The 26060-nt window shown below is 67.0% G+C and carries 23 protein-coding genes; 22 read left to right on the forward strand and 1 reads right to left on the reverse strand.

What is annotated here, in order from left to right; genetic code table 11:
• Positions 1 to 52: 52 nt before the first annotated feature.
• Genes EEB18_RS17185 through EEB18_RS17200 form a run of 4 tightly spaced genes read left to right on the forward strand, consistent with a single transcriptional unit; the run spans position 53 to position 3856 of the window.
• Positions 53 to 2005 carry a beta-propeller domain-containing protein gene (locus EEB18_RS17185; protein ID WP_187138952.1) on the forward strand — a complete coding sequence of 651 codons (1953 nt, stop codon included), beginning with the start codon at positions 53 to 55 and terminating at the stop codon, positions 2003 to 2005.
• A gap of 46 nt (positions 2006 to 2051) precedes the next feature.
• Positions 2052 to 2522, forward strand: coding sequence for a GxxExxY protein (locus EEB18_RS17190; protein WP_187138951.1), 471 nt, complete (start codon positions 2052 to 2054; stop codon positions 2520 to 2522).
• 6 nt (positions 2523 to 2528) lie between these two features.
• A complete protein-coding gene (gene fabG / locus EEB18_RS17195) occupies positions 2529 to 3272 on the forward strand; it encodes a 3-oxoacyl-[acyl-carrier-protein] reductase (RefSeq protein ID WP_187138950.1) in 744 nt (247 codons plus the stop codon).
• 44 nt (positions 3273 to 3316) lie between these two features.
• Positions 3317 to 3856 (forward strand): hypothetical protein, encoded by a 540-nt coding sequence (locus tag EEB18_RS17200; protein WP_187138949.1) that lies wholly within the window; start codon positions 3317 to 3319, stop codon positions 3854 to 3856.
• 61 nt (positions 3857 to 3917) lie between these two features.
• Here the strand turns inward: EEB18_RS17200 and EEB18_RS17205 are convergent, their stop codons facing one another.
• Positions 3918 to 5957 (reverse strand): TonB-dependent receptor, encoded by a 2040-nt coding sequence (locus tag EEB18_RS17205; RefSeq protein WP_262407979.1) that lies wholly within the window; start codon positions 5955 to 5957, stop codon positions 3918 to 3920.
• 224 nt (positions 5958 to 6181) lie between these two features.
• Here EEB18_RS17205 and EEB18_RS17210 point away from each other — a divergent pair, with 224 nt between their 5' ends.
• The 18 genes from EEB18_RS17210 to ftsA all read left to right on the forward strand — a co-directional run bounded on the left by EEB18_RS17210 (position 6182) and on the right by ftsA (position 25968).
• Complete coding sequence (locus EEB18_RS17210; RefSeq protein ID WP_187138947.1) at positions 6182 to 7153, forward strand: cysteine synthase A; 972 nt, start codon at positions 6182 to 6184, stop codon at positions 7151 to 7153.
• Between the two features lie 2 nt (positions 7154 to 7155).
• Positions 7156 to 7536: a hypothetical protein gene (locus EEB18_RS17215; protein WP_262408250.1), complete on the forward strand. Its 381-nt coding sequence runs from the start codon at positions 7156 to 7158 to the stop codon at positions 7534 to 7536.
• Complete coding sequence (locus EEB18_RS17220; protein WP_262407980.1) at positions 7533 to 8696, forward strand: GldG family protein; 1164 nt, start codon at positions 7533 to 7535, stop codon at positions 8694 to 8696. The genes EEB18_RS17215 and EEB18_RS17220 overlap by 4 nt, the downstream gene beginning before the upstream one ends.
• Positions 8697 to 8981: 285 nt before the next feature.
• Positions 8982 to 9503, forward strand: a complete 522-nt coding sequence (locus EEB18_RS17225; protein WP_056346878.1) for a division/cell wall cluster transcriptional repressor MraZ — start codon at positions 8982 to 8984, stop codon at positions 9501 to 9503.
• Positions 9500 to 10492 carry a 16S rRNA (cytosine(1402)-N(4))-methyltransferase RsmH gene (gene rsmH / locus EEB18_RS17230; RefSeq protein WP_187138945.1) on the forward strand — a complete coding sequence of 331 codons (993 nt, stop codon included), beginning with the start codon at positions 9500 to 9502 and terminating at the stop codon, positions 10490 to 10492. The genes EEB18_RS17225 and rsmH overlap by 4 nt, the downstream gene beginning before the upstream one ends.
• Positions 10486 to 11088 carry a hypothetical protein gene (locus tag EEB18_RS17235; RefSeq protein WP_187138944.1) on the forward strand — a complete coding sequence of 201 codons (603 nt, stop codon included), beginning with the start codon at positions 10486 to 10488 and terminating at the stop codon, positions 11086 to 11088. Before rsmH ends, EEB18_RS17235 begins: the two co-directional genes overlap by 7 nt.
• Positions 11085 to 12776 carry a peptidoglycan D,D-transpeptidase FtsI family protein gene (locus EEB18_RS17240; protein ID WP_056346884.1) on the forward strand — a complete coding sequence of 564 codons (1692 nt, stop codon included), beginning with the start codon at positions 11085 to 11087 and terminating at the stop codon, positions 12774 to 12776. Before EEB18_RS17235 ends, EEB18_RS17240 begins: the two co-directional genes overlap by 4 nt.
• Positions 12776 to 14215 carry a UDP-N-acetylmuramoyl-L-alanyl-D-glutamate--2,6-diaminopimelate ligase gene (locus EEB18_RS17245; RefSeq protein ID WP_187138943.1) on the forward strand — a complete coding sequence of 480 codons (1440 nt, stop codon included), beginning with the start codon at positions 12776 to 12778 and terminating at the stop codon, positions 14213 to 14215. Before EEB18_RS17240 ends, EEB18_RS17245 begins: the two co-directional genes overlap by 1 nt.
• Positions 14212 to 15591: a UDP-N-acetylmuramoyl-tripeptide--D-alanyl-D-alanine ligase gene (gene murF, locus EEB18_RS17250; RefSeq protein WP_187138942.1), complete on the forward strand. Its 1380-nt coding sequence runs from the start codon at positions 14212 to 14214 to the stop codon at positions 15589 to 15591. Before EEB18_RS17245 ends, murF begins: the two co-directional genes overlap by 4 nt.
• Entirely contained in the window at positions 15591 to 16661 is a 1071-nt protein-coding gene (gene mraY, locus EEB18_RS17255) for a phospho-N-acetylmuramoyl-pentapeptide-transferase (protein ID WP_187138941.1), read from the forward strand. Before murF ends, mraY begins: the two co-directional genes overlap by 1 nt.
• On the forward strand, positions 16658 to 17962 hold the full coding sequence (gene murD / locus EEB18_RS17260; RefSeq protein ID WP_187138940.1) for a UDP-N-acetylmuramoyl-L-alanine--D-glutamate ligase: 1305 nt from the start codon (positions 16658 to 16660) through the stop codon (positions 17960 to 17962). Before mraY ends, murD begins: the two co-directional genes overlap by 4 nt.
• A complete protein-coding gene (locus tag EEB18_RS17265; protein WP_187138939.1) occupies positions 17959 to 19197 on the forward strand; it encodes an FtsW/RodA/SpoVE family cell cycle protein in 1239 nt (412 codons plus the stop codon). Before murD ends, EEB18_RS17265 begins: the two co-directional genes overlap by 4 nt.
• Positions 19198 to 19207: 10 nt before the next feature.
• Positions 19208 to 20392 carry an undecaprenyldiphospho-muramoylpentapeptide beta-N-acetylglucosaminyltransferase gene (gene murG / locus EEB18_RS17270; protein WP_187138938.1) on the forward strand — a complete coding sequence of 395 codons (1185 nt, stop codon included), beginning with the start codon at positions 19208 to 19210 and terminating at the stop codon, positions 20390 to 20392.
• The gene (gene murC / locus EEB18_RS17275; RefSeq protein WP_187138937.1) at positions 20392 to 21825 is read left to right on the forward strand and encodes a UDP-N-acetylmuramate--L-alanine ligase; all 1434 of its coding nucleotides are present in this window, start codon (positions 20392 to 20394) and stop codon (positions 21823 to 21825) included. The genes murG and murC overlap by 1 nt, the downstream gene beginning before the upstream one ends.
• A gap of 115 nt (positions 21826 to 21940) precedes the next feature.
• Complete coding sequence (gene murB, locus EEB18_RS17280) at positions 21941 to 22852, forward strand: UDP-N-acetylmuramate dehydrogenase (RefSeq protein ID WP_187138936.1); 912 nt, start codon at positions 21941 to 21943, stop codon at positions 22850 to 22852.
• Positions 22849 to 23772, forward strand: coding sequence for a D-alanine--D-alanine ligase (locus tag EEB18_RS17285; RefSeq protein WP_187138935.1), 924 nt, complete (start codon positions 22849 to 22851; stop codon positions 23770 to 23772). The genes murB and EEB18_RS17285 overlap by 4 nt, the downstream gene beginning before the upstream one ends.
• Positions 23769 to 24707 carry a cell division protein FtsQ/DivIB gene (locus EEB18_RS17290; protein ID WP_056346902.1) on the forward strand — a complete coding sequence of 313 codons (939 nt, stop codon included), beginning with the start codon at positions 23769 to 23771 and terminating at the stop codon, positions 24705 to 24707. The genes EEB18_RS17285 and EEB18_RS17290 overlap by 4 nt, the downstream gene beginning before the upstream one ends.
• Before the next feature lie 4 nt (positions 24708 to 24711).
• Positions 24712 to 25968, forward strand: a complete 1257-nt coding sequence (gene ftsA, locus EEB18_RS17295) for a cell division protein FtsA (RefSeq protein WP_056346903.1) — start codon at positions 24712 to 24714, stop codon at positions 25966 to 25968.
• Positions 25969 to 26060 lie beyond the last annotated feature (92 nt).

The following is a 26060-nucleotide window of genomic DNA, read 5'->3' on the forward strand; positions in this document are numbered from 1 at the left end:
ACTAAAGAGATAAGGTATCATAACTCCCTTGGTTCAAGCCGGGGAGAGGGCGATGAGCGGATTCACACGCATTTGGGCTTTTGGCCAATGGGCGTTCGTTGCGGCGCTCTTTGCGTCGCCCTTGTGGGCCGGCGCGGCGGCGCCGGTCGCGCAGCAGATCGCCGCCGCGACGGGCGCGACCAGCAGCATGCGCGCCTTTGCGAGCGAGGCGGAACTAAAGACATTCCTGGACCGAAGAAGAGCCGCTGAGCGGCGCAATCCGCCACCACCGATGGACGCATCGGCCGCTTCGGCCGATGCGGCTCCGGCTCCCGCCATGGCCCTCGACGTCGAGGAACCTCCGCCCGCGACCAAAGCCGCCGAAGGCATCACCAATGTCCAGACCGCCGGGGTCGACGAGGGTGGCATCGTCAAGAAACAGGGCGATTTGCTGATCGTGCTGCGCCGTGGGCGCATCTTCACGATCGACGCCTCGGGCGGCGGCATGCGACCGATCGCGGCGGTCGATGTCTTTCCGGGCAAGAGCGATGCCGACGGCACCTGGTATGACGAGATGCTGGTTAGCGACGATACCGTCGTCGTGCTCGGTTACAGCTATGCGCGCAGCGGCACCGAGGTGAACCGCTTCCACCTCTCCGCCGACGGCAAGCTGACGTGGCGTGACACCCATTATCTGCGTTCGGGCGATTATTATTCGTCGCGCAACTATGCCTCGCGGCTGATCGGCGACAGGCTGATCTTCTATGCGCCGCTGCCGACCTATGAGGGGATCGTCGACAGCCTGCCCGCGCTTGCGACGTGGCAGAAGGGCAAGGTCGGCGCCTTCAAGCCGTTCACCGGCGCGCGCGACATTTATATGCCGCAGCCGGCATGGGCCGACGACAGGCTCGCCGGCGATGTGCTGCACAGCGTGATGATCTGCGACCTCGGCAGCGACGATATGGATTGCGATGCGACCAACGTGCTCGGCAGCTGGTCACGCAGCTTCTATGTCTCGCAGAACGCCGTCTATGTCTGGGCCGGCATGGGGTCCGAATGGAGCAGCGATCCGGCGGACAACCGCGCTATGCTCTATCGCATCCCGCTGGGCGGCGGCGCACCGCAGGCGGTCGAGGTCGCCGGTATGCCGCTCGACCAGTTTTCCTTCCGCGAAGAAAGCGACGGCGCGCTCAACGTGTTGACGATGGACGAGGGCGGCGGCGATGCGATGTGGCAGGCCGAGGCGAATGACAAGGGCGACATGGCGCTGCTCCACCTTGCGGCATCGCGCTTTGGCGACGGCGGGGCTAAGGTAAAGCCCGCCGACTTCCGCGCGCTGCCCGGCGTCGAGGGTTGGGAGCGGCAGAACCGCTTCGTCGGCGACTGGTTGCTCTATGCGGGCGGTCAGATACGCCGCGACCTGCGCAAGGAAGGCGGCGAGCAGGCCGCGCTCTACGCCGTCCCTGTGAAGGGCGGCGAGGTCGTCCCGCTCGATCCGGGTCATCAGGTCGGGCGGATCGACGTCATGGGCCGCGACGCGATCATCGTCGGCTCGGGCGATGGCGGCGCGCTGACCTTCACGACGGTGGCGCTCGACGGGGCGCCGAAGCTCGCGAGCCGCTATGCCTTCCCGGCCGCGGCGGAGGGCGAGAATCGCAGCCACGCCTTTTTCTATCGCCCCGACCCGGACGGCAACGGCGACGATGGGTTGCTCGGCCTGCCGGTGATGCGCGGCAGCGACGACGGGACGAAGTTCCTCGGCAGCGCGGCGTCGATCCTCTACCTCCGCCGCGCCGCGCGCGACCTGTCGCTCGCGGGCACGCTCGACGCCCGCCCGGGGCAGGGCGACGATCATTGTCTCGCCTCATGCGTCGACTGGTACGGCAACGCGCGTCCGGTGTTTTTTGGCGGTCGCATCTTCGCATTGATGGGCTATGAACTTGTCGAAGGCCGCTGGCAGGACGGGAAGATACGCGAAACGGCGCGCATCGACTTCACTCCGAGGAAAGGCGGCCGGTCGGGGTAGAAGATTTGCGCGCAGAGGCGCAGAGGACGCGGAGAGTTGGCTGGGGATGGGCGAGGCGGCGCTCCATATCGACCAGATATCGCATGACGTGATTGGCGTCGCGATGCGGCTACATAGCGAGATCGGTCCGGGGCTTCTGGAAAGTGTCTATGAGACGCTCCTTGCCGGTCGCCTGGCCGCCATGGGATACAAGGTTGATCGGCAATGGCCGATCAACGTCGTTTTCGACGGGATCGAATTTCGCGAGGTTGCGTGCGCCGATCTGGTGATCGACGACCGGCTGGTCGTCGAAATCAAATCCACCGAGAATCTGCATCCGGTGCACGCGAAACAGGTTCTCACATATCTGCGGTTGATGCATATGCCCGTCGGCCTGCTGATCAATTTTGGCGAGCCGACATTGAAGCAGGGAATTCGCCGCCTCGTAAACGACCATAAAGACTCTGCGTCCTCTGCGTCTCTGCGCGAAAAAACTGATACACCGACGTCCGGAAAAACCGGACCATTGCAAGGATAGATATTGATGTTCGATCTCACCGGCATGACCGCCCTCGTTACCGGCGCCAGCGGCGGCATCGGTTCGGCCATCGCGCAGGCGCTCGCCGCCCAAGGCGCGCGGCTCGCGGTTTCGGGGTCCAATGCCGACAAGCTGAACGCCTTTCGAGACACCCTCGGCGGCGACCATGTCGCGCTGCCGTGCAACCTTGGCGACAGCGCCGCGGTCGATGCGCTGGTCCCTTCGGCGGTCGAGGCGCTCGGCGGCAAGCTCGATATCCTCGTCAACAATGCCGGGGTGACGCGCGACAATCTGATCATGCGGATGAAGGACGAGGAATGGATGGACGTCATCCGCATCAACCTCGAAGCGAATTTCCGCCTCGCGCGCGCGGCGGCCAAGCCGATGATGAAGGCGCGCTTCGGGCGCATCATCTCGATCACCAGCGTCGTCGGCGCCACCGGCAATCCGGGGCAGGCCAATTATGCGGCGTCGAAGGCCGGCGTCACCGGCATGACCAAGGCGCTGGCGCAGGAACTGGCGAGCCGCGGGGTCACAGCGAATTGCGTCGCACCGGGCTTCATCGCCACCGCGATGACCGCCGAACTGCCCGACGCGCAGAAGGACGCGCTCAACACCCGCATACCGGCGGGGCGCATGGGCGAGGGCAGCGACATCGCCGCGGCGGTGGTCTATCTGGCCTCGAAAGAGGCGGGCTATGTCACCGGCCAGACGTTGCATGTTAACGGCGGCATGGCCATGCTGTCCTAGGTGACTGTATTGCCGAGGGAAATTCGGGTGGAAGGGACGATCCTATGTTGAAGGGAATCATGGCGGGCGCCTTGCTGGCATGGACCGCCATGCCTGGCGCCGCAATGGCGCAGGAAGGCGCCAAGTTCGACTGTGTGACGAAGGACGCCAATGCGACGCTGAAGGCGTCGATCGGGGCGGCGATGACCGGCGTCGGCGACGATGTGTCGCGCGACGCGCTGTTCAAGCAATTGGCGACGATCACCGACACCTGTGTCGCTCGCCACGGAATCGACGATGCAAACAAGGCCGACTATTTCGACTACGGCCTCGCGCGGATTTCGCGCGAATGGCTGATCGGCGACCTTGCGCGCAACAGCCTGTCGAACGCGCCGGTCGACAAGGCGCTTGATTTCGGTCCGAGCGGCACGAATCCGGACCTGTCGGCCGACATGACCGATGACCAGATCATGTCGATCGTCCAGGCCTATATCGACATCGGCGTCGACATCGAAAAGGTCGATTCGGGGGTGTGGGAAAAGGTCGGCGCATACGCCGCGGCGACCTCGATCTACTGGAACAAGCGCAAGCTGCTGCCGTTCTGATTGCGGCGATCAAGCCTGGTCCAGCCGTACTGGACCAGGCTTTGCCCCGCGGACCCGGAATCTAGAAGCTCGCGCGGGCGGTAATCCGGATATCGCGGCCGGCGAGCGGCACATAATCCTTGGTGAAGCTGGCGTGACGCCGCGCGTCGACGTCGAAGATATTGTTCGCCGCCAGCGTCAGCGACAGATTCTTCGTCTCGGGCAGCGGACGCCAGGTCAGCGACGCGTTGACGAGGGTGAAGCCCTTGGTCGGGGTTTCGAAGGTCGCGATGCGGTTCTGGTCGTCGGTCCATTCGACCTCGGCGCGCGCGTCGATCCGGTCGCCCTGCGCTTCCAGCCCGCCGAGCACGCGCAGCGGCGGGATGCGCGGGACGTTTCCATCGATGCCGGCGCCCTTGATCTTGGCGCGCGTCATGTCGGCGGTGACGTCGCCGACGATGTTGAAACCGGCGATCTGTGCGATCGGCGCCGCCGCTTCGAACTCGAAGCCGTAGGTGCGCGCCTTGTCCTGCACGAACTGGAACAGCGGCAGATCGTCTTCGATCAGCCCGGTATCGCTTTCATAGATGAAGCCGTCGAACCAGCTCGCATAGCCGGTGAGCGCGACCGAATAGCCGTCGCGGTTGAACTTCAGCGACGCTTCGCCGCCCCAGCTCGTTTCCTTGTCGAAATCGGGATTGCCGCGCTCGAAGGTTTGGGTCGCGGCGTGCGGACCGTCGGACAGCAGTTCCTCGGCCGAGGGCGCGCGTTCGCTGTGCGAGACCGAGATGCTCGCCTTGATCCCGTCGGCGAGGGCATAGCTGAAACCGCCCGCACCCGAAAAAGCGTTGAACGACCGGTCGTAACCGATGCTGCTCGCCTTGATATTGCTCTTTTCGAACCGCAGCGCGCCCTCGAGCGTCAGCGGACCCATTTCCTTTTCCTGCAGCGTGAAGGCGGCAAGGCGGGTGGTTTCATTGGGCGGCAAAAAGGCTTCGTCGCCGATCGCCGCGAAGTCGCGGAAGCTGTACTGCAAGCCGCTCGCGCCGCGCCAGCCGCCGCGGTCGTTCTGCGCCAGTTCGGTGCGGAACTCGATGCCCTTGTTGAGGAAGGTGGTGCCGGGGACGCCGTCGTCGAATTCGGTGTGGGCGTAATCGCCATAGGCGCCGCGCACGCGCAGTTTCTCGAACAGGCCATCGCCCAGTTCGACCTCGCCGCGCAGGTCGACGCGATACTGGCGCGACGAGATCGTCGGTTCCTCGCCCAGGTCGGCGCGCGGCGGGATGCCATAGTCGGTTTCGAGATAGCCGAACGACAGGCCGAGCATGCCGCCGTCGTTGATATAGGCGGCGCCGACCCCCGCGCTCGTGCTCGTGCTCGCGCTGTTCGGGATGCGGCCGCGGCTGTTCGCGGCGCCGGTCAGCCGCGCGGCCTCGTCGGCATCGCCGTCGGCGGTCGCATCGGCGGCGAGGCCGAGCAGACGCTGGCGCAAAGGCTCGGCATAGATCAGCCCGCCGGCGCGAACATCGTTCGAATCGCGATAATTGCCATCGACGTGGAAGACGAGCTGCTTGGTCAGGGCGACGTCGACCGAGGCGCCGACGCTCTTGTCGTCGGCGGCGCTGCCATAGCTGGCGAGCGCGTCGACGTGAAAGGGCGCTTCGGGAATGCCGCGCGGGATGCGGCGGTCGAAGACGTTGACCGCGCCGCCGATCGCCTGGCTCGAAAACAGCAGCACCGACGGGCCGCGCAGGATTTCGATGCGTTCGGCGGTCAGCGGATCGATGCTGACGCCATGGTCGGCCGAGGTCGAAGAGGCATCGATTGCGCCAAGGCCGTCGACGAGCACGCTGACGCGCTCACCCGAAAAACCGCGCAGCACGGGACGCGAGGCGCCGGGGGAGAAGCTGCTGGCCGACACGCCGGGCTGGCTGGTCAGGCTGTCGCCGATCTGGCCGCGAATATCCTGCGCCAGCTTTTCGCCCTCCATCACCGACACATTGCCCAATATGTCGAGGCTGCGCACATAAGGCGCGGTGACGATGATCGGCTGGTCGGTGTGATAATCGTCGTCGCCCGTCTGCGGTCCGGTGTCCTGCGCAAAGGCGGGCGCGGTCAGCATCAGGGCGAGGGTCGAAGCGGCGGAGCAAAGCAAGCGCATGGAGAGGAAATCCTGTTTTCGTTGGCGACTGTGGCGGCGTCAGTAATGATATATTGTTACAGAGGCAAGGGCCAGTTCCCGCCGTTCGTCGGGACCACGGCGCCGTCCGTCGATGAAGGCCGACCTTCGCCCGGACAAAAGAAGCTGTCTTGCGGGCCGCGGGACGGCGCCCTAGATCAACGGCCATGACCATTGCGCACACCAGCCTCGAGCTGATCGGCAACACCCCGCTCGTCCTTCTGAAAGGCCCCAGCGCCGCCACCGGCTGCGAAATCTGGGGCAAATGCGAATATGCCAACCCCGGTGGATCGGTGAAGGATCGCGCTGCGCTGTACATCGTCCGCGATGCCGAGGCGAACGGCAGCCTGAAGCCCGGCGGCACGATCGTCGAGGGAACGGCGGGCAACACCGGGATCGGCCTCGCGCTCGTCGCCAATGCGCTCGGCTACAAGACGATCATCGTCATGCCCGACAATCAGAGCGCCGAGAAGATGGACACCATCCGCGCATTGGGTGCCGAATTGGTGCTCGTGCCGCCCGCGCCCTTCGCGAATCCGGGCCATTTCGTCCACACCTCGCGGCGCATCGCTGAGGAAACCGACAATGCGATCTGGGCGAACCAGTTCGACAATATCGCCAACCGCAAGTCGCACATCTTCGGCACCGCCGAGGAAATCTGGGACCAGATGGAAGGCCGCATCGACGGTTTCACCTGTGCCGCGGGCACCGGCGGCACGATCGCCGGCACCGGGCTCGGCCTGAAAGCCAAGGATGAGAAAATCACCATCGCGCTGACCGACCCGCACGGCGCGGGCCTCTATAATTATTACCAGTGCGGCGAACTCAAGCCCGAAGGATCGAGCGTCGCCGAGGGGATTGGCCAGAACCGGATCACCGGCAATCTCGACGGCGCGCCGATCGACACGCAATTCCGCATCTCGGATGCCGAAGGGCTGGCGGTGGTGCGCCAGCTGCTCGACGAGGAAGGGCTGTGCCTCGGCCTGTCGTCGGGGATCAACGTCGCGGGCGCGATGGCGCTGGCACGCCAACTTGGCCCCGGCAAGCGCATTGCAACCATCCTGTGCGACAGCGGGTTTCGCTATCTCTCGACGCTCTACAACCCCGAGTGGCTGGCGAGCAAAGGATTGGCGGCGTGAACATGAAAAAGCCCAGGGCCTCGCCCGTATCGCCCGAACCGCTGGGTCCCAATGATTCGATGCGCCGGCTGCAGATCGGCATCGCCGGGGTGATGGCGGTGCTGCTGCTCGTCGGTCTCGCCGGGCTGATCGGGGATCGGGCGCGCGAACAGGTCGCGAACGATGCCGTGACCGCGAATCCCGCCGCGACCGGCGCGGCCGAAAAGGGCAGCGGCGCCCCGCTCGAAGAACTGGGCGTCCAGCCGGTGACGCCGACGGCCGACGCCGCAAAGGCGGCCCCGTCTGCGGCCAAGGCCGCACCCTTGCCGCCCGCGACGGCAAAGGTTCCCGACCTCGAACCCGATCCCGAACTGCAGCGCGCACGGAACAAATCGGCACAGTGACGCGCGCGCGTTTTGCCGGGCTGGCGCCGACGCTCCGACTGTCCGCCGCCTATGTCCTTCCGGCGCTGGCGCTGGCCTGGATATGCGGTGGCCAGATGCTGCTCGGAAGGGTCGACGCGGCGCTGGCAATCCCTCTGCTCATGCCGGGCGCGCTGCTCCTTGCATGGCTCATCCGGGGCGAGAGCCTGCGGGCGCGCGCCCGGACCTTTGCGGCGGCGTTGCTGATCCTGGCCATGACGCAGTTGGCGCTGCACTATGGACTGGCGGAGCGAATGGGTGGCCTCCAACTCGTCGCCACCTTGCTATGTGGTGGCGTAGGATGCGGCATTGCGGCAATCCTCATCGGGCGCACCGGTAATTGGCATGCGGCGCTGCGTTGGCCGGCAATGCTTCTCACGCTGATTTTGTGGTTTGTCGGCGGGCAGGCGTTGATCGGCCCAGCCTATGCAACATGGACCAAGCCGCTTTCGCAGCCCGTTGCTACGATAACGGGCCTGCCGCTGCGCTGGGCCGGGCAGGGCGGCGATTTTGCGGCGATGCTGGAGGCGGGGCCTTCCGAGGCGCAGGCGCTTTCGGAATTATACCGGAGGCTGGACGTTCATGTCGTCGATAGTCTCGCGGATGTCCGCGATGAAGATGCCTTGCTCGTCGCTCATCCACGCGCGCTTGCGCCAGAGGAACTTGTCCGGCTCGACACACTCACCGCGCAGCCGCGCACCATCGTCATCCTCGCCGACGCGCTGTCGAGCTGGACGCCCGCCTACCCGCTCGGCGATCCGCGCAATCCGCCGGTAACCAGCCTGCTCACCCCGCTGCTCGACCATTGGGGGATCGCGCTCGCGGCGGTCGACCCTGAGCGGGCAGGGGATGTCGATGTCTTCCTCGACCCGGCGGGGCAGAAGCTCCGGCTCCATTCGGCGGGCCGCTTTACGCGCCTGCCGGCCGGCTGTGCGACCTGGGGCGACCGCCGCGTCGCGCGCTGTCCGATCGGTCGGGCGACCGTCTGGCTCGTCGGGGACGCCGACCTGCTCCACGAAAGCCTGTGGCAGTCGCCGATCCCCGATGCGCTATGGCTCCGCCGGTCCGACAATATGAAATGGCTGGTCTCCGCCTTGGGCGGCCCCTCCAGGGCCTATTTCGAGCCGATCTGGATCCGCTGACCGCCGGAACCGGCGTTTTTCCGCCCCTTGATTCTTATCCACAGCGGTCTGCGGCGTGCGCGTCGCGGGCCATTGCCGCTCATTTGCGCTCCTTTCGCCCCGATCTGCCCTAGAAATGTGGTGAATTGACCCGGTCAGGCCCTAATTTACCCCTTTCCACCCCGACCGAGACTTGGTAGGCAGGAATCGGAGAGGGGCAATCTCCACCTGAGTCACTGGATTCGGAATTTTTGGATTCCGGGATCGGGGAAGTTTTGCCCGGGGTGCTAGGCTGGGGGCAAATCGATGGCGGTTATCACGCCCGGCAGCTATTCCGGCACCGAATTCGCCGCGATCGATGGCAAGGGACGCATCGCCGTCCCCTCTGAATTCCGCAACAATGTGCCCCTCAATGCGGATGGCCAGCGCGTGCTCTGGGTCGGCTTTCACGAAAAGCTGCCCTGTCTGGTCGCTTATGGCCAGGACCAGTTCGACCGCCTCAACGACGAAATCGCCCGCGATCGCGACATCGCGCGCGACCGCGACCGCGATTATGACGAAGACGCCGAATATAAGAAGCGCTTCGACTTCACGAAGAACTACACGCTCGACGAAAGCGGTCGCTTCCTGCCGACCTTCTCGCACCGCGACAATCCTTACGATCCCGACGTGCTGGCGTTCGACGGCAGCGCCTGCGCCTTCGTCGGTGCGGGGCGCCGGTTCGAAATCTGGTGGCTGCCGCTGCTCGCCGCCTGCGAAGAGGCCGACCCGCGCCTGCGCCGCGTCGCCACCGCATGGGAAGCCAGCAAGGCGAGGGGGCGGAAATGACCGACCTTGCCTCCAATGTCTTCAGGGATCCGCGCCATGACCCCGTGCTCCGCGACGAGATTGTCGCCGCGCTCGCGATCGCGCCCGGCGAATGCCATGTCGACGCCACCTTCGGCGCCGGCGGCTATACCCGCGCGCTGCTCGCGGCGGGCGCCCAGGTCGTCGCCTGCGACCGCGATCCCGATGCGATCGCCGAGGGCCAGGCACTCGTCGCCGAAGCCGCCGGTCGGTTGACGCTGGTCCACGGCCGCTTCGGCGAAATCGACCGGCTGCTCGCCGAACGCGGCATCGACGCCGTCGACGGCATCGTCTTCGACATCGGCGTCTCATCGATGCAGCTCGACCGCGCCGAACGCGGCTTTTCGTTCCAGAACGACGGCCCGCTGAACATGACGATGGCGCAGGACGGCGAGACCGCGGCCGACTGGCTCAACAGCGCCGACGAGGGCGCCATCGCCGATGTCCTCTTTCACTATGGCGACGAACGCCAGTCGCGCCGCGTCGCGCGCGCGATCGTCGCGGCGCGCCCGCTCACCCGCACCGGTGAACTCGCGACGGTGATCCGCAAGGCGCTGCGCCACCCCCCCGGTGCCCCCAAGGACCCGGCGACGCGCAGTTTTCAGGCGATCCGCATCCACATCAACGGCGAACTCGACGAGCTCAAGGCCGGGCTCGACGCCGCCGAACGGCTGCTGCGTCCCGGCGGCAGGCTCGCGGTGGTGTCGTTCCACAGCACCGAGGATCGCATCGTGAAGAACTTCCTGCGCGAACGGAGCGGAGGCGATGCCGCCGGTTCGCGCCACCGGCCCGCGCTAGCCCCTCCGGCGCGGGCCGCAACTTTCCTGCCCCCGGCGCGCCGGGTGCGCCCGGGCAAGGATGAAGAAGCACGCAACCCCCGCGCCCGTTCGGCGACGCTGCGCAGCGCGGTGCGCACCGATGCGGCGGCATGGTCCGCGGGTTCGACGACACAGGAGGCGATCTCATGCTGATGGCGGCGCGCAAATTGCAGGGTATCGGGCTGGTATTGCTCGTGCTGGTGTTCGCGATGATGCTCTATCCGGTGTCGCTGAAGGTCGCGGCGACGCGCAGCGAACTCGCGCAGATCAACCAGCAGATCAATCGCACCCGTGACAATATCCGCTACCTCGAATCCGAACTCGCGGTGCGCGCGTCGATGCGCCAGCTCGAGCAATGGAACGCCGAAACCTTCGGCTATTCGGCGCCGTCGGCGAGCCAGTATCTCGCGAACGAGCGCCAGCTTGCCTCGGTCGGCCGCTTGCAGCGCGCGCGCGGTGCCAATGACGTCGCGCCGGTGCTGATGGCGATGGTGTCGCCGGTCGCGCTGCCCGAAAAGGCCAAGCCCGCCGCCGCCACGGCGCCGGACGCCCCCGCCGCCCCGGCCGCGGCGCCGAAGCCGGCGGCGATCAAGCTTGCCGCGGTCCAGTCGGACACGCCGCCGCGCATGGCGCCGACCCGCCGCCGCGAACAATTGAAGATGATCGAGGACCAGCTCCTCGCCGAATCGACGCTCGCCGATCTCAAGCGGGCCGCCGCCGCCGAAGCAGGGGAAGCCAGGGGCCGATGAACACGCTGGTCGTCCGTCCGACACGCGTCCGTACCGCCGGGGTGCGGCAGCAACTGCTGCTCACCGCACAGCAGCGGCTGATGATCCTGATGCTGCTGTTCACGGCGGCGATCTTTTTCGTGTCGCTGCGTCTGCTCTATTTCGCGGCGTTCGACACGACGCCGCAGCGCGGCGCCGCCGCGGCGTTCGTTCCGGCGCGCGCCGACATCGTCGACCGCAACGGCGTGCCGCTGGCGCGCACCATCGACGGCTATTCGATCCGCGTCGTGCCGTCGAAGCTGCTCAACAACCGCGCCTATCTGGCCGACGAACTGGTCAAGATCTTCCCCGACACGCCGCGCGAGGAATTTCTCGCCAAGCTGACCGGCCCGCGCGCCACCTATATCCGCCGCCGCGCGCTGCCCGACCAGGTCGCGGCGGTGAACGCGATCGGTGAAATCGGTTTCGACTTTCCGCGCGAAAAGGAACGCCTCTACCCGCAGCTCAGCCTCGCCGCGCACACGCTGGGTTTCATCAACGCCGAGGGGCAGGGCGTCACCGGGATCGAGGGCGCCTATGACAAGCGCCTGACCGACGCCGCGACGCGCGGCCAGCCGCTCGCGCTGTCGATCGACGCGCGGGTGCAGGGCGTGCTCGAAAGCGAACTCGGCAGCGCGGTGACGAACCTCGAGGCGATCGGCGGCGCGGGGATCATCCTCGACGTCCACACCGGCGAAGTGCTGGCGATGTCGTCGCTGCCGACCTTCAACCCGAACAAGCTGACCGGCAGCGACCCCGCGACGCGCCGCAACGCCGTGACCTATAATCTCTATGAGCTGGGTTCGACCTTCAAGCCGCTGACCGTCGCGGCGGCGATCGACGCCGGCACGGTGACCAGCATGGCGCGGCGCTACGATGCGACCCAGCCGCTCGCGATCGCGGGTTTCCGGATCCGCGACAGCCATCCGGCGGGGCGCTGGTACAATGTGCCCGAAACGCTGATCCACAGCTCGAACATCGTCACCGCGCAGATCGCCGACGAACTGGGCCGCGAGAAGATGGAGGCGATGTTCCGCAGCGTCGATTTCGACAAACGGCCGGGCATCGAGCTGAAAGAACGGGCGTTTCCGCTGTGGCCTAAAAACTGGGGCCGGCTGACCACGATGACGACCGGCTATGGTCACGGGATCGCGGTCACCCCGCTGCACCTCGCCAGCGCCTATGCCGCGCTCGTCAACGGCGGCATCTACCGCCCGGCGACGATGCTCAAGCTGGGCGACAAGGCGCCGCCGCAGGGCCGCCGCGTCTTCAAGGCGTCGACCAGCGCGCGGATGCGCCAGTTGCTCCGTCTGATCGTGTCCGACGGCACCGGCAAGCAGGCCGAGGCGCCCGGCTTCCGCGTCGGCGGGAAAACCGGAAGTGCCGAAAAGCCCGGCATCGGCGGGTATAACCGGACGTCGGTCGTCGCGACCTTTGCCGCGGCATTTCCGATGGATAACCCGCGTTACGTGGTTATCGCGATGATCGACCAGCCCAAGGGCAATGCCTATAGTTCGGGCCAGCGCACCGCGGGCTGGACCGCGGCGCCTGTGGTCAAAAAAGTCGTGATGCGCGCGGGTCCGATGCTCGGCGTCTTCCCCGACGAAAGCCGCGACGTCGATGTGTCCGAACTGACCCCGCTGCTCTGGAGAAACGGGGAAGCCGAGTAATGCGTCTCGCGGCGCTGATCGAAAATCAGGCTTTGTCGGGCGCCGACCCTGTCGTCACCGGGCTCGCGATCGACCATCGCAAGGTTGCGCCGGGGACGATCTTCGGCGCCTTCGTCGGCGAAAAGTTCAACGGCGAGGATTTTATCGCCGCCGCGATCGAGGCTGGCGCCATCGCCATCGTCGCGCGGCCCGAGGCGAAGGTCGACGGCGCGGTCCATATCGCCGACGCCAATCCGCGCCGCGCCTTCGCGCATATCGCCGCGCGCTTTTTCCACAAATTTCCCGCGACCTGCGTCGCGGTCACCGGCACCAACGGCAAGACCTCGACCGTCGAAATGACCCGCCAACTGTGGCGCATGGCGGGGTTCCACGCCGCCTCGATCGGCACGCTCGGCGTCACCGCCGGCGACGACCGCGTCGTCACCGGGCTGACCACCCCCGATATCGTCACCTTCCTGTCGAACATGGCGGGCCTTGCCGCCGAGGGGGTGACCCACGCCGCGTTCGAGGCATCGAGCCACGGCCTCGACCAGTATCGGACCGAGGGCCTGCCCGTGAAGGCCGCCGCCTTCACCAACCTCAGCCACGATCATCTCGATTATCATGGCGACATGGACAGCTACATGGCCGCGAAGATGCGACTGTTCCGCGAGGTCGTCGACCCGAACGGCACGGTGGTGATCTGGAACGACGACATGTGGTCGCCGGCCGCCGAATATGAAGCGAAACAGCGCGGCGTCCGCATCCTGACCGTCGGCCAGCATGGCGAGGACCTGCGTCTCGTCTCGCGCGAGCCGACCCAACTCGGCCAATCGCTCGTCATCGCCGCAGGGCCGGTGGTGCAGAAAGTCACGCTGCCGCTGATCGGCGCCTATCAGGTCGCCAATGCGCTGGTTTCGGCGGGCCTCGTTATCGCGACAGGCGGCGACGTGGCGCAGACGCTCGGCAATCTCGCGCGGCTCCAGCCGGTGCGCGGGCGCCTCGAACGCGCCGCGATCACCAAAACGGGCGCGCCGGTCTATGTCGATTATGCCCACACCCCCGACGCGATCGAGGCCGCGCTCGACGCGCTGCGCCCGCACGCGACGGGCCGCCTGATCCTCGTCTTCGGTGCCGGTGGCGACCGCGACAAGGACAAGCGCCCTGAAATGGGCCGGGTCGCCGCCGCGAAGGCCGACATCGCGATCATCACCGACGACAATCCGCGCGGCGAGGATGCCGCGACGATCCGCGCCGCGATCGCCGCCGGTGCGCCGGGCGCGCAGGTCATCGGCGACCGCCGCGCCGCTATCGCCGCCGCCATTGCCGAGGCGCGCGCCGACGACATCGTCTGCATCGCGGGCAAGGGGCATGAACAGGGCCAGATCGTCGGCCGGGGCGACGCGATGCGCGTCATTCCCTTCGACGATGTGACCGTCGCGCGCGAGGAGGCGGCATGAACCCGCTGTGGACCGCGCGCGCCATCGCCGCTGCGACCGGCGGCACCGCCAGCGCCGACTTCACCGTCCACGGCGTCGCCTTCGACTCGCGCGAGGTGGGGAAGGGCGACCTGTTCGTCGCGATGAAGGGCGAGGCGACCGACGGCCATAACTTCATCGATAAGGCGATCGCCGCGGGCGCGGCAGGGATCGTGTGCGAAACCGCTATCGACCATCCGCATGTCCGCGTCGCCGACAGCGCCCTCGCGCTGAACGCGCTGGGTATCGCGTCGCGCGCGCGCTGCCACGGCCGGATCATCGGCGTGACCGGCTCGGCGGGCAAGACGGGAACCAAAGAGGCGCTGTTCGCGGCGCTCGACCGCTTCCGCCCGGGCAAGGCGCATCGCTCGGTCAAAAGCTACAACAACCATGTCGGCGTGCCCTTGAGCCTGTCGCGCATGCCCTCGACCGCCGATTATGGCGTGTTCGAAATGGGGATGAACCACGCCGGCGAACTCGCCGCGCTGACCCGGATGGTGCGCCCGCACGTCGCCATCGTCACCACCATCGCCCCGGCGCATATGGAATTCTTCGGCAGCGAAGCGGCGATCGCCGACGCCAAGGGCGAAATTTTCGAAGGCCTCGAACCCGGCGGTACCGCGATCGTGCCCTTCGACAGCCCGCATTATGCACGGCTGCGCGCCAAGGCCGAGCAGCACGCCGGGCAGGTGGTGAGCTTCGGGCTCGGCGCCGGCGCCGATGTCCGCGCGGTCGACTGGCTGCCCGACGGGCAGGGTGGTTCGCTCGTCACCGCGCAGGTTCAGGAAGCCTTGCTCTGCTTCAACATCGCGCAGGCGGGCGCGCATTGGGTATCGAACGCGCTCGCGGTGCTGGCCGCGGTGAAAGCCGTCGGCGGCGACCTTCCCGCGGCGGGGCTCGCCTTTGCCGAGATGGCCGGGCTTGCCGGACGCGGCGCGCGGCATCGCCTGCCGGTTGCGGGCGGCGGCCATATCCTGCTGATCGACGAAAGCTACAACGCCAACCCCGCCTCGATGGTCGCCACGATCGACCAGCTCGGCAGCGAATCCGCCGATCGCCGCGTCGCGATTCTCGGCGCGATGAAGGAACTCGGCCCGGGCGGCGAGGCCTATCATGCCGGTTTGGCCGCTCCGCTCGTCGCAGCGGGCGTGCAGTTCGCCTTGCTCGTCGGCGAAGAGATGACGCCGCTCGCCAAAGCGCTTGAGGGGCGTATCGATTTCGCGCATGTGCCCGACCATCGGGCCGCCAAAGAGCGGCTGAAAGACTTGATCCGCGCCGGCGATGCCGTGCTGGTCAAGGGGTCGAACAGCGTTGGCCTGTCGCATCTGGTGACGGCGCTGACCAACGGGGAATATTGATGCTGTACTGGCTGGCGGAATGGCTTGGCTTTCCGGGGGTCCTCAACCTCATTCGTTATCTGAGCTTCCGCTCGGGCGCCGCGGTCGCGACCGCGCTGATCATCGGCCTGTGGATCGGCCCGCGCTTCATCCTGATGCTGCGCATGCGGCAAGGCAAGGGCCAGCCGATCCGCGACGATGGCCCGCAGACGCATCTCGCGAAAAAGGGCACGCCGACGATGGGCGGGCTGATGATCCTGATTTCGCTGATGATTTCGGCGCTGCTCTGGATGGATTTGTCGAACCGCTTCGTCTGGGCCTGCCTGTTCGTCACCGGCGGTTTCGCGGTCGTCGGCTTCCTCGACGATCTCGACAAGGTGACCAAGGCCAGCCACCGCGGCATCCCCGGCCGCGTGCGGTTGCTGATCGAATTCGTCATCGCGGGGGTCGCGGTGTTCCTGATCGTGTCGCGCACCGGCACCGACCTGTACCTGCCCTTTTTCAGCGGCATCGTGCTCGAACTCGGGCCCTTTTATTATGTCTTCGCGATGGTGATGATCGTCGGCTTCGGCAATGCGGTGAACCTGACCGACGGGCTCGACGGACTCGCGACCTTCCCCGTGATCATCGCCAGCCTCGCCTTCCTCGTCATCGTCTATCTCTCGGGCAACGTGAAATTCGCCGAATATCTCGGCATCCCGCACGTCCCCGGCGCGGGCGAACTGGCGATCTTCGCCGCCGCGATCATCGGCGCCTGCCTGGCGTTCCTGTGGTTCAACGCGCCCCCCGCGGCGGTGTTCATGGGCGACACCGGCAGCCTCGCATTGGGCGGCGCGCTCGCGACGATCGCGGTGACCGCGCAGCACGAACTGGTGCTCGTCATCATCGGCGGCTTGTTCGTGGTCGAGGCGTTGTCGGTGATCATCCAGGTCGCCTGGTACAAACGCACCGGCAAACGCGTCTTCCGCATGGCGCCGATCCACCATCATTTCGAACAGCTCGGCTGGCCCGAATCGACCGTCGTGATCCGTTTCTGGATCGTGTCGATCGTTCTCGCGCTGGCAGGGCTTGCGACGCTCAAGCTCCGGTGATCACCAGCCGCGCCTTTGCCGGTCGCCGCTACGCGGTGCTGGGGCTGGCGCGCTCGGGGCTGGCTACCGTCGAGGCGCTCGTCGCCAGCGGCGCGGGCGTCACCGCATGGGACGACCGCGAGGATGCCCGCGACGAGGCGATGGCGCTCGGCGCCGACATCGGCAACCCGCTCGACATCGACCTGATCGGTTTCGCGGGCGTCGTCGTGTCGCCCGGCGTCCCGCTCAACCGCCACCCGATCGCCGCCCACGCGCGCGAGGCGCATGTGCCGGTGATCGGCGATGTCGAGCTGTTCGCCGAAGCGCGCGCGGAGCTGCCGCCGCACAAGGTCGTCGGCATCACCGGCACCAACGGCAAGTCGACCGTCACCGCGCTGGTCACCCATATGCTCGAAAGCGCGGGCATCCCGACGCTGATGGGCGGCAATATCGGCCTGCCGATCCTCAGCCGCGATCCGCTCCCCGAAGGCGGGGTCTATGTCCTCGAACTGTCGAGCTACCAGATCGACCTGTCGCACAGCCTCGCCTGCGATGTCGCGCTGCTCACCAACCTCACCCCCGACCATCTCGACCGCTACGACGGTTTCGCGGGCTATGCCGCGTCGAAGGCGCGGTTGTTCTCGCTCCAGCACCGGGATCAGGTCGCGATCGTCGCGGTCGACGACGACCCGTCGAAGATCATCGCGGGGCGGATCAATCACCGCCTGTTTCGCGTCTCGGGCAAGGATGTCGACCCCGTCGACCAGATGCGCTGGCCGGCGCTGCAGGGCCCGCACAATGCGCAGAACGCGGTCTGCGCGATCGCGGTGTGCCGGGTGCTCGGGTTGAACGACGAACAGATCGAACGCGGCCTCGCCACCTACAAGGCGTTGCCGCATCGCATGGAACTGGTCGGCGAAGTCGCTGGCGTCCGCTGGTACAATGACAGCAAGGCGACCAACGCGGCTTCCGCTGCACCGGCGCTGGCGGCCTTTCCGCCGGCGCCGGACCAGCGTCTGCACTGGATCGCCGGCGGGCAGGCCAAGGGCGACGGGTTGTCCGCCTGCCGTCCCTGGTTCGGACACGTCAAGCGTGCCTATCTGGTCGGCGAGGCGATGGACGGTTTCGCGGCCGAGATCGGCGATGCGATTCCCGTCGACCGTTCGGGCGACCTCGCGACTGCGGTCGCGCGTGCGGCGGCGGTCGCCGAGCCGGGCGACATCGTGTTGCTGTCGCCGGCCTGCGCGTCGTTCGACCAGTTCAAGAGTTTTGAGGAGCGCGGCGACCGGTTTCGCGCCATCGTCAAGGCATTCGGGGCATGAGCGGGGGGCTCGACAATATGGACGCGACGAACGAACGGCCGATCATCGCCACGACGCGCAGCAGCAAGCGGCGCGGCCCGCGGCTCAGCCGCGCCGACCGCACCCCGCTCGGGCTGTGGTTCTGGGAAATCGACCGCGTGCTGCTGCTGCTCGTGTCGATGCTGATCGCGGTCGGCCTCGTTGCGGTCACTGCCGCCTCGCCGGTCGCGGCGCAGAAGCTCTCGACCTCGACCGCCAGCCTCGACCCGCTTTATTATTTCTATCGCCAGCTGATGTGGGTGCTCGTCGGCGTGCCCGTGATGCTCGCGGTATCGATGCTGCCCAAACAGCAGGCGCGGCGCTTCGCGATCTACGGCACCATCACCTTCATGGGGCTGCTATTCCTCGTGCCCTTGATCGGGACCGAGGTGAACGGCGCGCAGCGCTGGCTCGGCAGCGGCATGTTCCGCCTCCAGCCGTCGGAGTTTCTCAAGCCCTTCTTCGCGGTCGCGCTCGCGTGGGTGCTGTCGCTGCGGTTGCAGGACCAGAGCCTGCCCGTCGTGCCGCTCAGCTTCGTGCTCACCGGCATCATCGCGATGCTGCTGATGGGCCAGCCCGACCTTGGCCAGACGATCATCTTCATCGCGACCTGGCTCGTCCTCGTCCTCGTCGCCGGCCTGTCGATGCGGATCATGGGCATGCTCGCGGGCGGCGGCCTCGCCGGCATCGTCCTCGCCTATTTCTTCTATCCGGTCGCGCAGCAGCGCATCAACATCTGGCTGTTCGCCGAGGGCGACAGTTTTCAGGTCGACAAGGCGCATGCGACGCTGACCGCCGGCGGGCTGATCGGCACCGGCCCCGGCGCGGGCCTCGCCAAATTCCAGCTGCCCGAGGCGCATACCGACTATATCTTCTCGGTGATCGGCGAGGAGTTCGGCATGATCGCCTGCATGGCGATCGCGATCCTCTATCTCGCGATCATCGTCCGTGTCCTCGTTCGCCTGCTCGACGAAGAGGACAGCTTCCTGATCCTCGCCGTCGCCGGCCTGATCGCGCAGTTCGGCGGACAGGCGATCATCAACATGGCGGTGAACACCCAGCTTTTCCCGTCGAAGGGGATGACCTTGCCCTTCATCAGCTACGGCGGCTCGTCGATGATCGCGCTGTCGATCGGCATGGGTTTGCTCTTGTCGCTGACCCGGCGGAACCCCTATGCCGCAAGGGTATCGATGACCCGCAACTGGAACAAAAAATGACGGCCCGCAAATGACCGCAACGCGCCATTATCTTCTCGCCGCCGGGGGTACCGGCGGCCACATGCTTCCCGCTTATGCGCTGGCGGGCGAGCTGATTTCGCGCGGCCACCGCGTCGCGCTGGTCAGCGACGACCGCGGCCTCAAGATTCCCGGCGCCCCCGCCGAACTCGAAACCCATGTCCTGCCCGCCGGGCGCGTCGCTGGCGGCCCCGTCGGCTGGGTCAAGGCGGCGCTGGCGATCCGCAAGGGGCGGCGCCTCGGCATCGAGTTGATCAATGAATTCGACCCCGCGGTCGTCGTCGGCTTCGGTGGCTATCCCTCGCTTCCCAGCCTGCTCGCCGCCAAGGCGACCGGGCGTCCGAGCGTGATCCATGAGCAGAACGCCGTGCTCGGCCGCACCAACCGGTTGATGGCCTCGCGCGTCGACGCGATCGCGGTCGCCTATCGCAACATCCATCGTTTCCCCGAAGCGCTGGCGCTCAAGCGCCACCTGACCGGCAACCCGGTGCGCGAGGAGGTCATCGCGATCCGCGAGGAAGGCTATCCGCCGCTTCCCGAGGACGGCATCCTGCGGCTGCTCGTCGTCGGCGGCAGCCTCGGCGCGACGGTGCTCAGCGAAGTCGTCCCCGCGGCGATCGCGATGCTGCCGCGCGCGCTGCTCGACCGGTTGCAGATCGTCCAGCAGGCGCGCGAGGCCGACCTCGAGGCGGTGCGCGCCAGATATGCCGAACTCGGCGTTGCCGCCGAATGCGCGCCCTATTTCGCCGATATCCCCGACCGCATGCGCTGGGCGCATCTGGTGATCGCGCGCGCGGGCGCCTCGACCGTCGCCGAACTCGCCTGCGCCGGCCGCCCGGCGGTGTTCATTCCCTATCCGCACGCGATGGACGATCATCAGACCTACAATGTCGCCGATCTCGTCGAGGCGGGTGGCGCGGTGTCCTTCGCCCAGCCCGACTTCACCGCCGCGGCGCTTGCCAAGCAGATCCAGCGCATGGCGCTCGAACCCGGCGCGCTAGAGGACGCCGCGGCACGCGCCGCGAGCTGCGGGCTTCCCGACGCGACGCGCGACCTCGCCGACCTCGTCGAATCGCTCGCCGCGCCGCCGATGATGGACGTCATCCGTGTCGGCGCCTCGTCGCGCTCGGCCGCCGTCGCGGGCGGCGTCGCCGCGACGCGTTCGGGAGACCGCTGATGCGCGGCGTCGCGACCGACATCGGCACCATCCACTTCATCGGCATCGGCGGCATCGGCATGTCGGGAATCGCCGAGGTGATGCACAACCTCGGCTATCAGGTGCAGGGCAGCGATATCGCCGACGGCTATGTGATCGAGGGGCTGCGCAAGCGCGGCATCAAGGTCGCGATCGGCCATGAGGCGTCGAACGTCGATGGCGTCGCGGTCGTCGTGACCTCGACCGCGGTCAAGCGCGGCAATCCCGAGGTCGAGGCGGCCTTGGCCGGCCGCATCCCGATCGTCCGCCGCGCCGAAATGCTCGCCGAACTGATGCGGCTGAAATCGACCGTCGCGATCGCCGGCACGCACGGCAAGACGACGACGACCAGCCTCGTCGCGGCATTGCTCGACGCGGGCGGGATCGACCCGACCGTGATCAACGGCGGTATCATCAACAATTATGGCTCGAACGCGCGGCTTGGTGCGTCGGACTGGATGGTGGTCGAGGCCGACGAAAGCGACGGCAGCTTCCTGCGTCTCGACGGCACGATCGCGGTCGTCACCAACATCGATCCCGAACATCTCGACCATTATGGCAGCTTCGACGCGATCAAGGACGCCTTTGTCGAGTTCATCGAAAATGTGCCCTTCTATGGCGCCGCGATGCTCTGCCTCGACCATCCCGAGGTGCAGGCGATCATCCCGCGCATCCGCGACCGGCGGATCGTCACCTATGGTTTCTCGGCGCAGGCCGACGTGCGCGGCACCAATGTGACGCCGGGCGCCGACGGCAACCGCTTCGACGTCGTCGTGCGCGACCGCGACGGCAACAGCCGGACGATCGAGGGCATCCATTTGCCGATGTCGGGGCGCCACAATGTCCAGAACGCGCTCGCCGCGATCGCGGTGGCGCTGCATATGGGCGTGTCGGACGAGAAGGTCGCCTCGGGCTTCAACGGTTTCGCCGGGGTCAAGCGCCGCTTCACCAAGGTCGGCGAGATCGCGGCGGGTGAGGGCGTGGTGACCGTCATCGACGATTATGCCCACCACCCCGTCGAAATCCGCGCCGTGCTCTCGGCCGCGCGCGAGGGTGTCGGGGCAGGGCGCGTCGTCGCGGTCGTCCAGCCGCACCGTTTCACCCGGCTTCGCGACCATATGGACGATTTCCAGCAGGCGTTTAACGACGCCGACATCGTGCTCGCGCTGCCCGTCTACACCGCCGGCGAAAGCCCGATCGAGGGTGTGTCGTCGGACACGCTGGTGGCGGGTCTGCGCGATCGCGGGCATCGCCAGGCGTCGACCGTCGCCGACGCCGACGCGCTCGCGGCCGCCATCGCCCGGTCGATCGCCGCGGGCGACCTCGGTGCAGGCGACAAGATCATCTGCCTCGGCGCGGGCGACATCACCAAAATGGCGGCGGGTTTGGCCGCGGCGGTGGAGCGCGCGGCGTGACAAGCTTCTCCGTTCCCATCCCATCTCCGTTTGTGTCGAGCGAAGTCGAGACACGCCGGCGCAGCGCCACGCGTCCCTCGACTTCGCTCGGGACGAACGGGGAAGGGATGCGGTTGTGAGCGACCTGGCCACCCTCCCGGCCGTGCGCGGCAAGCTGACGGCAAAGGCGCCGCTGGCGCCGCTCGTCTGGTTCAAGTCGGGCGGCCCCGCAGACTGGCTGTTCGAGCCGAAGGACGCAGACGATCTTGCCGATTTCCTGCGAGACCTTGATCCGGCGATCCCGGTGATGGCGCTCGGCCTCGGGTCGAACCTGATCGTGCGCGATGGGGGTTTCCCCGGCGTCGTCGTCCGGCTGGGCAAGGCCTTCGCGAAGATCACTGCTTCGGCCGACAAGGGTGGCGACCGCTTCGTTACGGCCGGCGGAGGCGCGCCGGGTATCTCCGTTGCTTCTGCGGCTCGCGATGCCGGGATCGCAGGCACGGAATTTCTTCGCGGAATCCCCGGCACTGTCGGCGGGGCGGTCCGGATGAATGCTGGTGCTTACGGGCGCGAAGTACAGGATATTTTGGTCAGCGCCGACGTGGTTCTCCGCACTGGCGAAATCAAAACGCTGCTCAATTGGCAATTGGAATATACCTACCGTCATTCCGGTCTGCCCGAAGGCAGCATTGTCGTTTCAGCTGTCTTCCACGGCCACCCCGGCGAACCCGCCGCGATCCAGGCCGAAATGGACCGCATCTCGGCAAGCCGCGAGGCGTCACAGCCGCTGCGCTCGAAGACCGGCGGTTCGACCTTCAAGAACCCCGACGGCCACAAGGCCTGGCAGCTGGTCGACGAGGCCGGCTGCCGCGGCTTCGCGGTCGGCGGCGCGCAGGTCAGCGAGAAGCACACCAATTTCCTCATCAACACCGGCGAGGCGACAAGCGCCGACATCGAAGCGCTCGGCGAGGAAGTCCGTCGGCGGGTCAAGGCCAAGAGCGGCATCGAATTGCAGTGGGAAATTCAGCGCGTGGGAGTGAAGAAGTGAGCCGGGGTCCGTGGCATGTCGCCGTCCTGATGGGCGGCTGGTCCGCCGAGCGCGAAGTCTCGCTGATGAGCGGCAAGGGCATCGCCGACGCGCTGGAATCGCGCGGGCACCGGGTCACGCGCATCGATATGGACCGTGACGTCGCGCGGCGGCTCGCCGATGCCAATCCCGACGTCGTCTTCAACGCGCTCCACGGTGTCCCCGGCGAGGATGGCACGGTGCAGGGCATGCTCGACCTGATGGGCCTCAAATATACCCACAGCGGCCTCGTCACCTCGGTGATCGCGATCGACAAGGAACTGACCAAGCAGGCGCTCGTCCCCCACGGCATCCCGATGCCGGTCGGCACGATGGTCGACAGCGAAAGCCTGTTTTCGGTCGACCCGCTGCCGCGCCCCTATGTGCTGAAACCCGTCAACGAGGGCTCGTCGGTCGGGGTCGCGATCGTCAAGGACGACAGCAATTACGGCAATCCGATCGCGCGCGGCGCGGTCGGGCCCTGGCAGGAATTCGACCGGCTGCTCGCCGAACCCTTCATCAAGGGCCGCGAACTGACCGTCGCGGTGCTCGGCGATCAGGCGCTCGGGGTTACCGAACTGCGGGTGAAGTCGGGCTTCTACGACTATGACGCCAAATATACCGACGGGCTGACCGAGCATGTCTGCCCCGCCGAGGTCCCCGATGACATCGCTGAGCGCATGAAGGACCTCGCGGTCCAGGCGCACCGCCTGCTCGGCTGCAAGGGGGCTTCGCGCTCCGATTTTCGCTGGGACGACGAACATGGCCTCGCGGGCATCTTCCTGCTCGAGGTCAACACCCAGCCGGGGATGACGCCGCTCAGCCTCGTGCCCGAACAGGCACGCGCGATCGGCATGGATTATGCGGAACTGGTCGAACGCATCGTGGGGGAAGCATTATGAGCCAGAAGATCAAGCGGCCGACGTCCGCGCCGCGCCGCCCGGCGCGCGCGCCCAAGAAGCGCAAGACGATCAAGACGTCGCGCGTCGACGCGGTGATCAACGCGCTGCCGATCAGTCCGCAGCGGCTGCAGCAGGTCGCCAACTGGACGATCGGCCTCGGCCTGTTCGCCGTGGTCGGTCTTGCCGCCCATGCGACGGGCGTGACGGCAAAGGTGCAGGAGGAATATGCGCAGGCGGTCGGCCGCGCCGGCTTCCAGGTCAAGAAGGTCGAGGTCGTCGGCGCCGACCGCATCGACCGGCTCAAGGTCTATGACATCGCGCTGGCGCAGAAGGACCGCTCGATGGCGGCGCTCGACCTCGAAGGGGTGCGCGGCGACCTGATGAAATATGGCTGGATCAAGGATGCGCGCGTCTCGCGCCGCCTGCCCGACACGCTCGTCGTCGACATCGTCGAGCGCACCCCGGCGGCGATCTGGCAGCACAACAACCGGCTGTCGCTGATCGACGAAAATGGCGTCGTGCTCGAACCCGTCACCATCGCGACGATGCCCGACCTGCCGCTCGTCATCGGGCCGAAGGCGAACCAGCGCTCGCAGGACCTCGACCGCCTGCTCGCCGAAGCGAGCAGCCTCAAGGAATTGCTCGCCGGTGCGACCTGGGTCGGCAACCGCCGCTGGGATCTGCGTTTCCGCAGCGGCGAGACGCTGTCGCTGCCCGAAGGCGAGACCGAGGCCAAGGCCGCGCTCGCCAAATTCGCGCATATGGACGGCGCCAACCGGTTGCTCGGACGCGGTATCCTGCGCTTCGACATGCGCGACCCCAACCGTTTTGTGCTACGCTTGCCGCACGAAGGACAGGTCGCGCCCGCGAAGCTCGAAGGCGCGCGCGCCGCCGCCGACGCGCTGGCCGCGGCGACCGCGGCCGAAGAAGGATAGGGCGATGGCGCCGCCGCGCATCGAGAAAATCATCACCGCGCTCGATGTCGGGTCGTGGAAGGTGTGCGCGCTGATCGCGGGGCAGACCGCCGACGGCGCGCTCCACGTCCTCGGCACCGGCCAGCGCGAAAGCCGCGGCGTCCAGCGCGGCTATGTCGCCGACATGGAACAGACCGAACATGTGGTGCGCGAGGCGATCGAACAGGCCGAACGCATCGCCGGGCTCAACATCGACGATGTCTGGGTCGCCTTCTCGGCGGGCAGCCTCTTGAGCGACGTCGCCCCGATCGAAAGCGAACTCGGCGGCCATCGCATCGAACAGGAGGATGTCGACGACCTGCTCGCCGCGGGCCGCGCCGGCATCGATCCCGAAGGCCGCATGATCCTCCACGCCCAGCCCGCGCTCTACACGCTCGACGGCCTCACCGGGGTCAAGAACCCGATCGGCCTCCACGCCGACCGGCTCGGCGTCGACATCCATATCATCATGGCCGACGGTGCCCCGGTGCGGAACCTCGAGGCCGCGGTGCGCCAGGCGCATCTCGACGTCAACGCCGTGGTCGCCTCGCCGATCGCCGCCGGCCTGTCGTGCCTCTCCGACGAGGAACGCGACCTCGGCGTCGCGCTTGTCGAACTCGGCGCGTCGGTGACCACCGTTTCGCTCTATGCCGGCGGCATGCTCGTCGAAATGGCGTCGCTGCCCTTCGGCGCCAGCGACATCACCGACGATATCGCCTCGGCCTTCGGCATCCGCCGCAGCCAGGCGCAGCGCCTGCAGAGCTTCTACGGCTCGGCCTCGGCCAGCCCGCGCGACAACAACGAGATCATCGAACTCGAACCCGGCGCGCCGAGCGGATCGGAATCGCCGCGCATCACCCGCGCCCAGCTTGTCACCGTGATCCGCCAGCGCCTCGACGCGATGATGGGAGAGATCGGCAGGACGTTGAAAGACCTGCATTTCGTCGGCCCGATCGGCCGCCAGGTGGTGCTCGTCGGCGGCGGCGCCGACCTGAAGGGCATCGCCGACTACACCCAGAGCGCGCTCGGTCGCGCGGCGCGGGTCGGCCGTCCGAAGGGGCTTCTCGGGCTGCCCGATGCCCATTCTGGGCCGGCTTTCGCGACGCTCGCCGGGCTGGTGCTTTACGCCGCGTCGGACCCGGTGGACCTGCGCGACCTGCCGATGATGTCGCAGGACGTCTATCGTCCGCGCAGTACCGGAATTATCAATCGCCTGATGGCTGCACTTAAAAACAGTTTCTAGCGACGAGTTGCGCGAAAGGGTTAATTTTTTGAGTGATTCCGGCGTCACAATAGTGCAATGCGGTAACGGATATCGGGGCGGCGGGACCACCG

The organism is Sphingopyxis sp. OPL5 (genome assembly GCF_003797775.2).
Lineage (GTDB): Bacteria > Pseudomonadota > Alphaproteobacteria > Sphingomonadales > Sphingomonadaceae > Sphingopyxis.

Coding starts and splice junctions, on each gene's coding strand:
- EEB18_RS17240 (WP_056346884.1), top strand. CDS start 11,085: ATGAACACGCTGGTCGTCCGTCCGACACGCGTCCGTACCGCCGGGGTG.
- fabG (WP_187138950.1), top strand. CDS start 2,529: ATGTTCGATCTCACCGGCATGACCGCCCTCGTTACCGGCGCCAGCGGC.
- murF (WP_187138942.1), top strand. CDS start 14,212: ATGAACCCGCTGTGGACCGCGCGCGCCATCGCCGCTGCGACCGGCGGC.
- murC (WP_187138937.1), top strand. CDS start 20,392: ATGCGCGGCGTCGCGACCGACATCGGCACCATCCACTTCATCGGCATC.
- EEB18_RS17210 (WP_187138947.1), top strand. CDS start 6,182: ATGACCATTGCGCACACCAGCCTCGAGCTGATCGGCAACACCCCGCTC.
- EEB18_RS17225 (WP_056346878.1), top strand. CDS start 8,982: ATGGCGGTTATCACGCCCGGCAGCTATTCCGGCACCGAATTCGCCGCG.
- rsmH (WP_187138945.1), top strand. CDS start 9,500: ATGACCGACCTTGCCTCCAATGTCTTCAGGGATCCGCGCCATGACCCC.
- EEB18_RS17245 (WP_187138943.1), top strand. CDS start 12,776: ATGCGTCTCGCGGCGCTGATCGAAAATCAGGCTTTGTCGGGCGCCGAC.
- EEB18_RS17190 (WP_187138951.1), top strand. CDS start 2,052: ATGGGCGAGGCGGCGCTCCATATCGACCAGATATCGCATGACGTGATT.
- ftsA (WP_056346903.1), top strand. CDS start 24,712: ATGGCGCCGCCGCGCATCGAGAAAATCATCACCGCGCTCGATGTCGGG.
- EEB18_RS17205 (WP_262407979.1), bottom strand. CDS start 5,957: ATGCTGACCGCGCCCGCCTTTGCGCAGGACACCGGACCGCAGACGGGC.
- mraY (WP_187138941.1), top strand. CDS start 15,591: ATGCTGTACTGGCTGGCGGAATGGCTTGGCTTTCCGGGGGTCCTCAAC.
- EEB18_RS17215 (WP_262408250.1), top strand. CDS start 7,156: ATGAAAAAGCCCAGGGCCTCGCCCGTATCGCCCGAACCGCTGGGTCCC.
- murG (WP_187138938.1), top strand. CDS start 19,208: ATGACCGCAACGCGCCATTATCTTCTCGCCGCCGGGGGTACCGGCGGC.
- EEB18_RS17235 (WP_187138944.1), top strand. CDS start 10,486: ATGCTGATGGCGGCGCGCAAATTGCAGGGTATCGGGCTGGTATTGCTC.
- EEB18_RS17265 (WP_187138939.1), top strand. CDS start 17,959: ATGAGCGGGGGGCTCGACAATATGGACGCGACGAACGAACGGCCGATC.
- EEB18_RS17185 (WP_187138952.1), top strand. CDS start 53: ATGAGCGGATTCACACGCATTTGGGCTTTTGGCCAATGGGCGTTCGTT.
- EEB18_RS17200 (WP_187138949.1), top strand. CDS start 3,317: ATGTTGAAGGGAATCATGGCGGGCGCCTTGCTGGCATGGACCGCCATG.
- EEB18_RS17290 (WP_056346902.1), top strand. CDS start 23,769: ATGAGCCAGAAGATCAAGCGGCCGACGTCCGCGCCGCGCCGCCCGGCG.